The sequence below is a fragment of the Geminicoccus harenae genome, assembly GCF_019800005.1.
Lineage (GTDB): Bacteria > Pseudomonadota > Alphaproteobacteria > Geminicoccales > Geminicoccaceae > Geminicoccus > Geminicoccus harenae.
On the sequence record NZ_JABGCL010000044.1, the window covers coordinates 14,210 to 27,396 of the forward strand.

Annotated in this window: 10 protein-coding genes; 9 read left to right on the forward strand and 1 reads right to left on the reverse strand. The window is 65.1% G+C overall.

The window, feature by feature from the left end; all coding sequences use genetic code 11:
- Nucleotides 1-3: 3 nt before the first annotated feature.
- The 9 genes from HLA95_RS24150 to HLA95_RS24190 all read left to right on the forward strand — a co-directional run bounded on the left by HLA95_RS24150 (nucleotide 4) and on the right by HLA95_RS24190 (nucleotide 12,940).
- The gene (locus HLA95_RS24150) at nucleotides 4-627 is read left to right on the forward strand and encodes a sugar transferase (RefSeq protein ID WP_191057624.1); all 624 of its coding nucleotides are present in this window, start codon (nucleotides 4-6) and stop codon (nucleotides 625-627) included.
- Nucleotides 624-1,838, forward strand: coding sequence for a glycosyltransferase (locus HLA95_RS24155; RefSeq protein WP_191057625.1), 1,215 nt, complete (start codon nucleotides 624-626; stop codon nucleotides 1,836-1,838). Before HLA95_RS24150 ends, HLA95_RS24155 begins: the two co-directional genes overlap by 4 nt.
- Nucleotides 1,835-3,385 (forward strand): oligosaccharide flippase family protein, encoded by a 1,551-nt coding sequence (locus HLA95_RS24160; protein ID WP_191057626.1) that lies wholly within the window; start codon nucleotides 1,835-1,837, stop codon nucleotides 3,383-3,385. The genes HLA95_RS24155 and HLA95_RS24160 overlap by 4 nt, the downstream gene beginning before the upstream one ends.
- Nucleotides 3,379-4,614, forward strand: coding sequence for an O-antigen ligase family protein (locus tag HLA95_RS24165; protein ID WP_191057627.1), 1,236 nt, complete (start codon nucleotides 3,379-3,381; stop codon nucleotides 4,612-4,614). Before HLA95_RS24160 ends, HLA95_RS24165 begins: the two co-directional genes overlap by 7 nt.
- A gap of 3 nt (nucleotides 4,615-4,617) precedes the next feature.
- Complete coding sequence (asnB, locus tag HLA95_RS24170; protein ID WP_191057628.1) at nucleotides 4,618-6,657, forward strand: asparagine synthase (glutamine-hydrolyzing); 2,040 nt, start codon at nucleotides 4,618-4,620, stop codon at nucleotides 6,655-6,657.
- Nucleotides 6,658-6,662: 5 nt separating this feature from the next.
- The gene (locus tag HLA95_RS24175) at nucleotides 6,663-8,972 is read left to right on the forward strand and encodes a GumC family protein (RefSeq protein WP_191057629.1); all 2,310 of its coding nucleotides are present in this window, start codon (nucleotides 6,663-6,665) and stop codon (nucleotides 8,970-8,972) included.
- Nucleotides 8,973-9,038: 66 nt separating this feature from the next.
- A complete protein-coding gene (locus HLA95_RS24180; RefSeq protein WP_191057630.1) occupies nucleotides 9,039-10,259 on the forward strand; it encodes a hypothetical protein in 1,221 nt (406 codons plus the stop codon).
- A gap of 103 nt (nucleotides 10,260-10,362) precedes the next feature.
- Nucleotides 10,363-11,172, forward strand: a complete 810-nt coding sequence (locus HLA95_RS24185) for a class I SAM-dependent methyltransferase (protein WP_191057631.1) — start codon at nucleotides 10,363-10,365, stop codon at nucleotides 11,170-11,172.
- Nucleotides 11,138-12,940 carry a sulfatase-like hydrolase/transferase gene (locus HLA95_RS24190; protein WP_191057632.1) on the forward strand — a complete coding sequence of 601 codons (1,803 nt, stop codon included), beginning with the start codon at nucleotides 11,138-11,140 and terminating at the stop codon, nucleotides 12,938-12,940. Before HLA95_RS24185 ends, HLA95_RS24190 begins: the two co-directional genes overlap by 35 nt.
- Nucleotides 12,941-13,057: 117 nt before the next feature.
- Here the strand turns inward: HLA95_RS24190 and HLA95_RS24195 are convergent.
- The coding region (locus HLA95_RS24195; RefSeq protein ID WP_222182689.1) for an integrase core domain-containing protein at nucleotides 13,058-13,187 on the reverse strand (130 nt) is incomplete at its 5' end.

Consider the following 13,187-nt stretch of genomic DNA (forward strand, 5'->3'; position numbering starts at 1 on the left):
GCCATGCCCTGCGTGAAACGGATCCTCGATCTGCTGCTCGCCTCCATCGGCATCCTGCTGCTCTGGCCCCTGATGCTGCTCATCGCGGGCTTGGTCCGGCTGGAGGATGGCGGCCCGGCTTTCTTCTGCCAGGAGCGCATCGGCAAGGATGGGATCGGCTTCCAGATCTACAAGTTCCGCTCGATGCAGCCGGCCAGCCAGGGCCGGCTCATCACCGTGGCCGGCGACCGGCGCATCACCCGGATCGGCGGCGTTCTGCGGCGCACCAAGCTCGACGAGCTGCCCCAGCTCCTGAACGTGCTGCGGGGCGAGATGAGCCTGGTCGGCCCGCGGCCGGAGGTCCGGCGCTATGTCGATCGCTATACCCCGGACCAGCGCCTGCTGCTCGAGCTCAAGCCGGGGATCACCGATCCCGCCAGCATCGCGTTCTTCGACGAGGAGCGGATCCTCGCGGCCGCGGCGGACCCGGAGCGGGCCTATGTCGAGACGATCATGCCCGAGAAGATCCGCATCAATCTCGACTATGCGGCTCGAGCCACCCCGTGGAGCGACCTTTGCACGATTGCCCTCACCTTGAGGAGCCTGGTGCAGCGCTCGCCCAGGCACGACCGGGTGGCATGCCCATGAGCCCGCGCCTGCTATGTGTCGGGGGCGAGGACCACGACCTGCGCATTCCGTTCCTTCTGGCATTGCGTCGCCGTGGCATCGAGGTGATGGCTGCCGGTAGCAGCGATCCTGCTCCGTTCGCGAAAGCCGGGATCCCGCATCACCTCTATGGACTGAAGCGATACATCAGTCCGCTCGCTGACCGGACGGCGCTGGCAGAACTGCAGGCGGTGATAGCCGCCACACGACCGGATCTCATCCACAGCTTCGACACCAAGCCCAATCTCCTGTGCCCGCTCGCGGCAGGTTCCGGTGGGCCACCGGTCGTGCGGACCATCAACGGCATGGGCTGGCTGTTCGCGAGCGAGGCACTGCTGGCGCGGGCGGGCAGACCGATCTACCGGATGCTGCAGCGTCAGGCGTCGCATGCGTCCGCGCTGACGGTTTTCCAGAACCGGCACGATCAGGCCTACTTCGAAGGGCACGGGCTGGTGCAGCCGAGCGCCAGCAGGCTGGTTCCGGGTTCAGGCCTGGATACCGAAGCCTTTGCGCAAGCCCAGGCAGCCGCGCCTTCTATCAGCGAGCTGCGCGAGAGCCTCGGCCTGGGCAACGCGCGCATCGTGATGACGGTGACCAGGATCACCCGGGAGAAGGGCATTGCCACGCTGCTGGAAGCGGCAGCACTGGTACACCGGCAGCGTCCCGATGTGCGCTTCGTGCTGGTCGGTCCGCATGAGCCGCACGGACCGTCGGCGATCTCGCCGGCCGAGATCGAGCGGCACGCGCCTTATGTTCTCCATCTTGGCCGGCGCGCCGATATACTGGCTCTGCTCCGCCTCGCCGACCTGTTCGTCTTTCCCACCGAGTATCGCGAGGGGATTCCACGAGCACTCCTGGAGGCAGCACTCAGCGGGCTGCCGATCGTCGCGACGAACCTCCCGGGTTGCGTCGAGGTCGTGCGCGATGGCTGGACCGGGCTGCTGGTGCCGCCACGTGCGCCGATCATGCTGGCAGGCCGCATCCTGACGCTGCTTGGCGACCCTGGTCTTGCCCGAGCCTTGGGTGCACGCGCGGCAGAACTGGCCCGTGCGCAGTTCTCGCTCGGCACGATCGTCGGCCGCTACCTTCAGTTCTACGGCGAAGTGCTGAACCCGGGAACGCTTCCCGGTCAGCCGCTCCCGGTGACGCGCACCCGGAAGCTTGTCCAAAGCGGCGGGATCAACCGGACATGAGCGTGCCTGTCAGCGTGGATGATCTGGTGCCTCCGGGACATCCGTCGCCGGAGCCCGATCTGGCCGGCCGGCGCTGGACCGCCTTGCTGCGCAAGCTGAGCGGTCTGACCGGGCTCTACGGCATTGCGGCCGTTGTCGCCTTCTTCGGCCAGATCGTCGTGGCGCGGTCCCTGGGCCCCCAGGCCTATGGTCAGTTCAGCTTCCTGTTCACGGTCTCGACGGTCCTGGCCCTGTGCGCCACGTTCGGGCTCGATCTCGTGACCATGCGCCTGGCGGCCCAATACAACTCCATGCCCGGCGGCAGCACCGCGTTCATCGGGCGTACCTTGCTGCTCAGCAGCATTCTGGGAACGCTGCTCGGCATCGGCCAGCTCGTGACTCTCCTGATCATGCGCGGTGGGGACCAGACCGTCGCCTATGTCGTGGCGGGGCTGCTCGTTCCGCTCCTGGCCGTCTGCACCGTCAGCAGCGGCTTGCTGACCGGGCTGTCGCAGCCGGTTCTGGCCCTCGTCGCCAGCCTGATCCTCCGGGAGACGACGGTCCTCATCGGCGTGCCGCTGTTCGGCTCTGCCGGCTTTGCCGCTACTGTCTGGACGCCGCTAGTGGCAGCCTCGATCGGCTGCGCCTTGGGCTTCCTGCTTGCGGTGCGCGCGATGCCCTGGCAGCGGGCCGCCCGCGCCGGGGTACGGACCAGGGAGAGCCTGCAGCGTGCCATCACCAGCCTCTGGCCCTACCTGCGAGAGGCGGCGCCGGTCGCGACCTATACGATCCTCTATCTCCTGCTCAACCGGGTGGGGCTGCTCTTCGCTGCCATGCTCGTGAGCAGCTACGAGCTCGGCCTGTTCGCGTTGGCCGCGCGTTGTGCCGATACCGTGATGCTGGTGCAGATGGCCGGGAACAGCATCAGCGGCCCTGCCTTCGCGGCTCTCTACAAGGCTGGCGACCTCGTGGAACTGGAACTGATGGCGGTCCGGATGGGGCGGCTGACGCTTCTGATGGGCCTGGTCGGCTGCCTGCCCTTGTTTCTCCTTGCACCGGAGGTGCTCCAGATCTTCGGCAGGGACTTCGTCGGCGGTGCCGGAGTCCTCCGGATCCTGCTGGTCGGCAAGCTCGTGGCGCTGACCTTCGGCGGACCGATCATGCTCCATCACATGACCGGCATGACGGGCCGCATGACCGGGCTGGTGGCTATAGCGATCGCCGGGCAGATCGGACTGATCTTCCTGCTGGTGGGGCCGTTCGGCATCGATGGAATCGCCGCGGCAACCACGATCGCCTTGACCGCGGTCTTCATCGCGGCCGCGGTCTCCACCCGCCGGACCTTGGGGATCCGGTCCAGCGGCCTGGCCCGTCTGCCTTCGCCCTGCCTCCCGGTCGACGACCAGAGCGGGATTGGCGGGCCTCGGCACTGGGCGCTGGGGGGCAAGCCCTTCCCATGGTCCGCATGGAAGTGGGTGCCATCGCTCCGGGCCCGTCCGCCCGCAGCCGGACCGGGTGCGCCGGCCGGCCGGGACGGCCCTCACAAGGAGGGAGGGATACAGTGCTGACCTCCCTCCTGCTCGCCCTGGCCTTGCTGCTTTCCACCGCCTCGCAACTGCGCCCGGTGCCGAACCTGCCGCTGGGACCAGGCGAACTCTTCCTGGTCGGCTGGATCATCGCGACGCTCGGACGGGAAAGCCTGCGTTCCAATCCGCCGCTCAGCCCACCCCTGGTGCGGCTTCTGATGTTCTGGGCGGCCTTTGCCTTTGCCATAGGCCTGGGTGCCCTGGTCGGCCTTGCCACGCCTGACGGGATCGATCCGGGGTCCGCCCTGCACGACACCCTGGCCTACATCCTGATGTTCGCCGTCAGTTGCCTTTGCCTCGTCGAGCCGGGAGCCCGGGAGAGATTGCGGGAAATCACCTGGCTCCTGGTGCTGCTTGGAGCAGCTGCACTCTTCTTGCTGATGGCAGACGCATGGAACTGGATCTCGGTGCCGATGATCCAGCCCTGGTATTATGACCGCCTGCGCGGCTGGTCAGAGAACCCGAACCAACTCGCACTGTCCTGCATGGTGCTCGCGATCCTGGCGCTGCATCTGATGGAGACCACGCCAGGACTTCCCGGCCGGCTGCTCGCGGCCGCCGCCGGGAGCGTGGCAGTCTATGCCGGGACGCTGACCAAGAGTGATTCCTTCAATCTGGTCGTCTGGCTCACCATTGCCATCCTGCTGGCGCTCAAGCTCAGCGGGTGGCTGCGTTCCCGCCTGGGCCATGTGACGCTGCGCCAGGCCTTCGCATGGCAACTCGTCCTGATCCTGCCGATCTCGTTTCTGGTCGTCGCCATTATTTACGGCGACAGCGTCGCCCGTGGTGTCGAGGCACAGTTCTTCGATGGGCCGGATGACCAGGGAAGCCTGCGTCTGCGGCTCTGGCAGCAGGCGCTTGGGAAGGGCATCGACTCCTGGCTGCTCGGCCTGGGGCCAGGCGGGCATCTGGAGCGGCCTTTCCCGATGTCTTCAGGCCAAGCCAACTTCGAGGCGCATAATACCATGTTGGATCTGCTTACCCAGGGCGGCCTGCTCGCCGTCGCCAGCGTCCTGTGCCTGCTCACCCTCAGCATGCTGAGCGCCTTCCAGGGGCGTGCCTATGCGCTTGTCGCTTTGCTGTGCGGGCTCGGCCTGTTCGCCAGTTTTCACCTGATCGTTCGGCAGCCAATGTTCTGGTTCGCGATCGCAGCGGCTTCGGTTGCAGGGCGACCGGCCATGGCCAGCCACGCCAGTCGTCCGGGGAGCTGAGCGATGTGTGGGATCAGTGGGATCATGTTGCCCGCACCGGCCCGGGCCAGGCCGCGGCTCGAGGCGATCACGGCCATGACTGCCAGACTTGCCCATCGTGGCCCCGACGGTGGCGGGATCTGGTTGGACCGCGATGCGGGCATCGCGTTGGGTCATCGGCGCCTGGCGATCATCGACAAGTCGGATGCCGGACGGCAGCCGATGGTCAGCCATGATCAGCGCTACCTGATCACCTTCAATGGCGAAGTCTACAATGCGCCAGCACTTCGGGCCGAGCTCCTGGCGCTGGGACATCGCTTCCGGGGTCATAGCGATACGGAGGTCATGCTTACCGCCATCATGGCGTTCGGCCTGGAGCGGGCGCTCGATCGATTCGTCGGCATGTTCGCCTTCGCCCTGTGGGACCGGACCGAGCGAAGGCTTCACCTGGTGCGGGACCGCCTCGGCAAGAAGCCGCTCTACCTGGGGCAGGCCAATGGCGTGCTGCTGTTCGGTTCCGAACTCGAGGCGCTGCGTGCCTTTCCCGACTTCCAGGCCCGGATCGATCCCGATGCGCTCGTTGCCCTGCTGCACCAGGGCTGGATTCCCGAGGAGCACTGCATCTGGCAGGGCGTGTTCAAGCTTCCGCCGGGAAGCATGCTCTCGATCGGGGCAGCGGAGCTGGCGGCATGCGATGTCGACCGGCTGCGGGCACGGGCCCGGCCATGGTGGTCACTCACGAATGTCGTGCGGCAAGGGCGTGAGGACCCGCTCGTCGAGCATGGCGAAATCGAGGCGATGCTGGACGAGCTGCTACGCACCGCCGTCAGCGACCGCATGGTCTCCGACGTCCCGGTGGGCGCATTTCTTTCCGGTGGGATCGACAGTTCCGCCGTGGTCGCCTTGATGCAGGCCCAGTCGCCGACGCAGATCCGCACCTTCACGATCGGCTTCGCGGAGAGCGGCTATGACGAGGCCAGCGACGCCCGGGCGGTGGCGCAGCATCTCGGCACGGACCATACCGAGCATCGGGTAACGCCAGCCGAGGCCCAGGCCGTCATCCCGGACCTGCCGGGCATCTGGAGCGAGCCGTTCGCGGACGTGTCGCAGATCCCGACCCTGCTCGTCGCGAAGCTGGCCCGGGAACGGGTCGGGGTGGTGCTGTCCGGCGACGGAGGCGACGAGTGCTTCGGCGGCTATCGCCGCCACTTCATGGCAAACCGCCTGTCGAGTCTGTTCTGGGTGCCCGCTGGGCTGCGGCGGGCCGCGGCGACGAGCTTGACCAGCCTGGGTCCTCCTGTCTGGAACGAACTGCTGGAATGGCCTCCATTGAGCTGGAGCCGGAACCTGCGCCGGACGCTCCAGGGCGAGACCATGCACAAGCTCGCCGACGTTCTCGACTCCGCGGACGAGAAGGACCTCTATCACCGGCTGCTTCAGGGGGGGCCACAGGCCTATCGTCCATGCAGCAGGAGCGATCGGCCGGAGCCGGCGGATGATGTCGCCGACGTGATGCGCCTTCTGCCGAGCAACGCCGCCCGTGCGATGTTCCGGGACACGATCGGCTACCTGCCTGGCGACGTGCTGGTAAAGGTCGATCGTGCGACGATGGCCCTGGGATTGGAGGCCCGCTGCCCGCTTCTGGACCACCGGATCCTGGCTTTTGCGTGGCGGCTGCCGATCGGCAGTAAGATCAGGGGCGGAAAGGGCAAGTGGCCGTTGCGCCAGGTCCTGGGCCGCTACCTGCCCCGCCACTTGTTCGAGCGTCCCAAGCAAGGGTTCAGCGTGCCGGTAGGGAGCTGGCTGCGTGGCCCTCTGCGGAGCTGGGCGGATGATATCCTGAAGTCGGACCGGATAAGTCGTCGGGACCACCTCAATCCGAAGGTGATCGCGCGCTTGTGGTCCGAGCATCAGGCTGGCCGCCGAGACCACACCCGGCAGCTCTGGGCACTCTTGATGTTCGAGACGTGGCGCGACCGGTTGGACGCGTCTGGTCAGCCGGGACTGGCCGGGGCCGGCAATCCGGTGCCTGGGCAAGCCTTGCACTTTGCGGCAGCGGAGTGATCGCCATGCAGGCAAAGCTGCTGCAAGGAGCCTTTCCAACTCCCCATCCCGGCACGCGGGAAGTATCCCGGCAAGGCGACATGACCCTGCCATCCGCCGGGCTGGCGGATCTTCTGGGGATCGTGCGACGCCGGTCCGGCCTGATCGTGCTCATCGTGGCCCTCGGCACCGGGCTGGCAGTCTCGCTCGGTCTGCAGGTGCAGCCGCGCTTCACCTCGACGGCCGAGATCGTTCTGGAACCGCGCGACGGTGAACTGCCGACCGGCAGCCCGGTCGTCCCCGAAGCAATGATGAACCCGTCCTTCGCCGAGACGAGGATCAAGTTTCTGACCTCGAGTGGCCATCTCCGCCGCGTCCTGGCCAGCCTGGAGCAGGAGGGGCGGATGTTGCCGGCTCTGGCGGCGCCACCGCCTGCCAGGCTGGAGGCGATCGATCACCATGCCACCGATAGCTGGATCGGACAGAGCTGGCAGGAAGCGGTGGCACGCATGGCGCCCATCTGGTCCCGCCTGACCTGGCGAGGAGAGGACTGGGCTCAGCCTGGCATGGTTCAGAGCCTGCCGACCCTGGACGAATTCAAGAACAATCTGAAGGTTGCCCAGGAGGGCACCTCCTATGTCCTGGGGGTCAGCTATACCGCTCAGTCGCCTGAACTGGCCGCTGCCGCGGCCAACCGGGTCGTGGAGCTGTATGTGCAAGAAGAGCTGGCTCGCCGGCGGGAGACACGGACGCAGGCTTCGGGATGGCTGGACACGCGGCTCGTCGAGCTGAAGGGACAGTTGGAGCAGGCCGAGGCCGCGGTCCAGAACTACCGGATCACTCACCAGATCGCAGACAGCGGCCGGGTCGACGTCACCAATCAGCAACTTGCCGATGTCCATCGCGAACTCACCGAGGCCGAAGCTGACCTGGCAGCTCGTCAGGCGCGGCTGGATCATGTTCAGACCCTGCGACAACAGGAAGGGAGCACGGCCGTCCCGCCGGAGCTCAGCGCGTCGCCAGGACTGGCAGCGTTGCGCCAGCGGGAGCTCGAGCTGCAGCGCGAGCTGACCGAACTCTCTCTGGCGTTCGGCGACAAGCACCCGCGGATGCAACTCGCCCGCACGCAGCTGAACGAGGTCCGCCAGAAGATCGCCCAGGAGATCGCGCAGGATTTCGCCAATATGGAGGCGGAGGTGCAGCTTGCGGCTGCGAGGGTGCAGACGATCCGCAATCGCCTGGCGAGCGTGCAGCAGGCCAGCAGCGTGACCCAGCAAGCAGAGGTCGGGCTGCACGAACTGGAGCGGGAGGCCGAAGCCAGCCGTCGGCTCTACGAGAGCCTCCTGCAGCAGCAAAAGGAGATCCAGCTGGCGGCCGATGCGGTCCAGCCGGACACGAGGGTCCTGTCTCGGGCACTGCCGGCGGAACGGCCCAGTTCGCCGCCACCGATCCTGTTCGCCATACCGGGCCTGATCGCATCAGGCGTCGCCGGGATCTTCCTGGCCGTGCTGCTCGAGCGTCTGGATCGCGGGCTGCGCAGCAGCCGCCAAGTCCAGCAGGTGCTGGGGCTTCGCTGCATCGGGCTGGTACCGCGCCTGCGCTGGCTCGGTCGCAGGCGACCGCATCATTATCTCGCGAACATGCCGCTTTCGGCCTACACCGAGGCCCTGCGCTCGATCTTCGCCGCTCTGGCGGGTTCTGCGCATGACGGACTTCGGGGCAATATGATCCTGGTCACCTCCAGCCTGCCGGGGGAGGGGAAGACCACGCTTGCCGTCAGCCTCGCCACTTATGCCTCCCTGTCGGGCAAGCGGGTGCTGCTCATCGATCTGGATCTTCGCCATCCGAGCGTCGCCCATGAACTCGGCGTCAAGCCGCGGGCTGGTCTGGTGGAATATCTTTGCGAGGAGCAGGACCTCGAAGAGGTCATCCACCAGCTTCCGGGTACCGAACTCGACTACCTGCCGGTCCTGCGGCGCCCGAGCGATCCACTGAAACTCGTCACGGCCGAGAGCATGGCGCGCATGCTGAGCCGGATGCGGTCGCGCTACGACTGGATCATCATCGACAGCGCTCCGCTGCTCGGCATCACGGAGACGGGCGTGGTAGCGCAACTGGTCGACAGCGTGCTGTTCGCTACCAGATGGTCGGCTACGTCCCAGGACATGGCTGGCAACGCCCTGGAGCTTCTTCAGGAAGCCACTCAGTCCACGGGCAAGAGGCCGCCCGTGATCTACAGCGTGCTCACCCAGGTCAATATTCAGGAGCATGCACGCTATCGTTATGGTGACGCCGGTGAAGCATATCACAAATTCAAGAAGTATTACGTGAATTGAGCGGTCGCTACGACCGTCCGACTGTTGCTGGAGGACGACGTAGGCTCGTGAAAGGAATCAGTTCAGATGAACCGCACGGCGCAACTGGCGCTTGCCTTCATGGCAGCTACGGCTTCATCGGGGCTGGCCGCTGACCTGACACTCGATAGCGCAAAGCTGCGCTCCGCCCCGGATATGGAGCGTCCTGCCTATCTCCGGCCGACCCGGGACCGGGCCTTCGGCCATACGATCACGCGCGTTACCGATCCACTCCGTTCCATGGCCAAGCTGCAGGGGACCTGGGAAAGCGTGGCCCGCCATCATTACTCCAGCTCCCAGGCCTGGAACGCGGACCAGAGCCTGCTGCTGATCGACCGCGGTATGAATGGCCGCCTCGTCTTCCTGGACGGGCAGACCTACGAGCCTGCGCTGCATCGTCAGGCAGACGCAGCCCAATGCGAATGGCACCCGGTCCAGGCGCCGGTCATGATCTGCATGCTCGATAACCAGATCCATTTCTGGGACGTGCTGCAGAACACTCGCCGGCTCGTCTTCCGCAGCAGCAAGTTCCACGACTTTGAGTTCGGGCCCGGCGCGGGCAATGCCTCGCTGCATGGCAAGCGGGTAGCGGTTCGCGCCCGCGACCATCAAGGACGACAGGTGGCGTTCGTCGTGAACCTGGACGACGGCACGGCACTTCCCGAGATCGACCTGACCCGGCTGCCCGGCGTCAACAGCTACGTCTCGATCTCCCCGAGCGGGCGCTACCTGTTTGCCTACCAGCATACCGATGAAGCAGAGCAGGGGCTGGTCTTCACGCCTTACGGGGAGCGCGTGCAAACCTGGCGGGAGCATCACCGTCCAGGGCATGGTGACATGACCATCGACGAGGACGGCAACGACGTGATGGTCGGCATCAGCAAGTCGGACCCCGACCGGTACTCGATCATCAAGCGTCGCTTGTCCGACGGGAAGGTCACCAGGCTCACCGGCTACGGCCAGGCCACCCATGTCTCCGCCCGCAACACGCGCAAGCCCGGCTGGGTCTTCGTGACCTATGGGGGCACGGAAGCAGATGTGCGGGGCAACAGCGCTTCCGAGCCCTTCTACCAGGAGGTGGTTGCGCTCCGGATCGACGGCAGCGGCGAGATCCGGCGCATCGCGCATACCCATACCGGTGAGACCGGATATTTCAGCGAGGCCCACGCATCGCCAGCACCGGATGGCTCCAAGGTGATCTTCGCGAGCGGCTGGTGGAACAAGCCCTCGGCGCCGATCGCATCCTACATCGTCGAGATCCCCTGGTAGGGGCCTCAAAAGAGCCGAACGCAACCAGGGCTGGCGTCCTCTGTATCCCATAAGAATGTGATCATGCTCTGCAGAGTGGAACAATTGGAAGGAGGCGGCTGTCATGCGCGTGGACCCTGAAGTCGAGCGATTACGTGCCGCATATGCAGAATATGAGCAGAACGTCGCTAGCTGCCGCTGGGACATCAACAACCCCGGCTTCCGCGAGATGCGCAATGAACGCGACAGGCTGACCCTCCACTTGTTGCAGCGCCACGGGCTCTGCCCACTCGATCGCCTCGATATTCTCGAGATCGGCTGCGGCGAAGGCGACAATCTCTTGAGGCTGCTGAGCTGGGGAGCGGATGCCAGGCGGCTTCATGGCATCGATCTTCGGGAGGACGCGATCAGTCGCGCGCAGGCGCGCCTGCCGGGTGTCGATCTGCAGGTAGCGGATGCCCGGAAATTCAGCACGGGCCCTGGCACCATGGACCTGGTCCTGCTGCACACCGTCTTCAGCTCGATCCTCGACGACCAGGTGGCCAAGGCGATCGCGGGGCAGATCACCACGATGCTCCGGCCAAACGGCATGATCCTTTGGTATGATTTCTTCATCAAGAATCCCGTCAATCCTCACACGCGTGGCATAAGCCGGCAAGATATTCGTGGGCTTTTTCCCGGGTTTGATATTAACCTGATGAAGACGACGCTGTTCCCGCCGATAGCGCGTCGGCTGGGTGGTCTGACGCCGGTACTGTATCCGGCTCTGGCCGGATTTCCCTTATTGTGCGGACATTATCTCGGCATGATCTCACCCCGCGGTCTTCCTGCCGGGCCGGCGGAGGGGAGGGGCAGGAAACCGACTTGGTCCAGGTGGCGCCCAACTCATGAGGTCACCGATGCTGGGCAGCAGAACGCGCACCGTTCAGCGTGACAATGAAGCCGATGCCGCACGAAGTGCGACCGGGTTCTTCGCTCGACGAGGCTGGATGGGGGAGGCATCGATTGGCTTGGGCCTGCTCCTGCTCCGTCTTGTGGCAATCCTCGCCTTCGTCGCCCTCACCAATTTTGGGATTGCCCAGCGGCTCCACCTTCTGGCGGACCAGCAGCGCTGGGGCACGCTTGCCGTCTTCGTCACCCTCTGGGGGGTGTGCCTTGCCGCCCTGCTGATCGGCGCATTTCAGCCGAATGCCGGCCTGCGGATCGGATGGGCGGTCATCTTTGCGGGCAGCACGGGCCTGGGCGTGGTTTTTCGCTGGGCCAGCGGCAGTGACCTCACCGTGCTGGACATCATTTCGATGTGGCATGTGCGCCATGAAGCGGTGCGAGCAGCAGACTTCTACCAGCACCATATCGAATTGTTCTCGATGATCTTCGCCGGGGCCTTGGTCATCCTTGCTGCTGCGCCATCCGGGCTGACGACCCGGGCGTCACGCTGGCTCGGACGGCTGTGGTGGGCACCGGCACTGCCGGTCGTCCTGATCGCTGCCATCCTCTTCCAGAAGGAGGGTGGAGGTGCTTCCGGCCTGCCCCGGCAGTTCACGCCACTCGCCGTAGGGGCAGTATCGGGTATGGTTCTGGCGAACAATCCGGTTCCGCAGCGGAGCGAAGTGGAGTGGACGCCAGGCCTGCCCAGGGTGCGCAGCATCGTCCTGCTGGTGGATGAGAGCGTGCGCGGCGACTACATCGACTGGACGCCAGGCAATCCCTACACACCCGGGCTGGCCAGCCGGGCAGCGTCGATCAGCAATTTCGGGCCCGCCGCATCCGGTGGCAATTGCAGCCACTACTCCAACGCGATCCTGCGGTTCATGGGAAGCCGCAACCGTCTGGGCAAGGCATTGCTGACCAATCCAACCATCTGGCAGTACGCGAAGAAAGCTGGCTTCCGCACCGTCTATATCGACGCACAGGCCAGCATCATCAGCAGTTCCGGCAAGATGCAGAATTTCATGACGACCAGCGAACTGCGCTCCATCGACTCCTTCCAACTCGTCGGCGATGCCGTTGCTCCAGCTGAACTCGACAACCGCATGCTGGACATGATCAAGGCGGAACTGGCGACAGACGAGCCCGTCTTCATCTACGCGGTCAAGAATGGGGCGCATTTTCCCTATGACATGGGCTATCCCCCCGAGGAGGTGCTGTTCCGTCCGACGATGACGGAGGCGCCGAAGGACGATGCCTCGGCTCGGATCCGTTCCTATCGCAATGTCGTGCGCTGGTCGGTCGACCGGTTCTTCGCCCGTGTGTTCGACGAGCTCGAATTGGACAACACGGTGATTCTCTACACTTCGGATCACGGGCAACAATTCAGAACCGACCGCCTGCCACACTGCACGGTCGAGCAACCGGACCCACGCGAAGCGCTCGTCCCGCTTTTCACGATTACGGGCCATGCGCAACTTAAGACGCAATTCGACCAGAGCGCCTTGTCTGGCCGTGGCCATGCTAGTCATTTCGCGATCATGCCGGCCATACTGGAGCTAATCGGTTATGATACAAGGGAAGTATCCGTCATCTACCCAGAATCATTGTTGAAAACAAACCTCGTGCCACTTCAATTTACGAGTGGAGACATTTTAGGGTTGTTCTCCAATCGGATCCGATGGCACCCGCTAGATCTCGACCAAGACTATCTAGAACAGCTTGAGCCAGACCGTATCAACGTCAGGCCCGCGGCCGCACATGCGGCGTGGTAGGATACCAACGCTAGCCATAGGACGCTGGCCGCACCACCATCCAACTGGGCTTGATGGACAGAGGTGGTGACCTTGCCCCCTGGAGTGGCCCTGACCTTGCCCCCTGATTGCCCCCGTTCATAACCAGAGCCCGTTCTGGTCGTGGTCCTGTCTGGACCGGGTTGCGACCTCGTTCGGGGTGAGGCCGCCGAGGCTCGTGTGGGGCCGGTGGCCGTTGTAGTCGTCCCGCCAAGCATCGATGATCCGT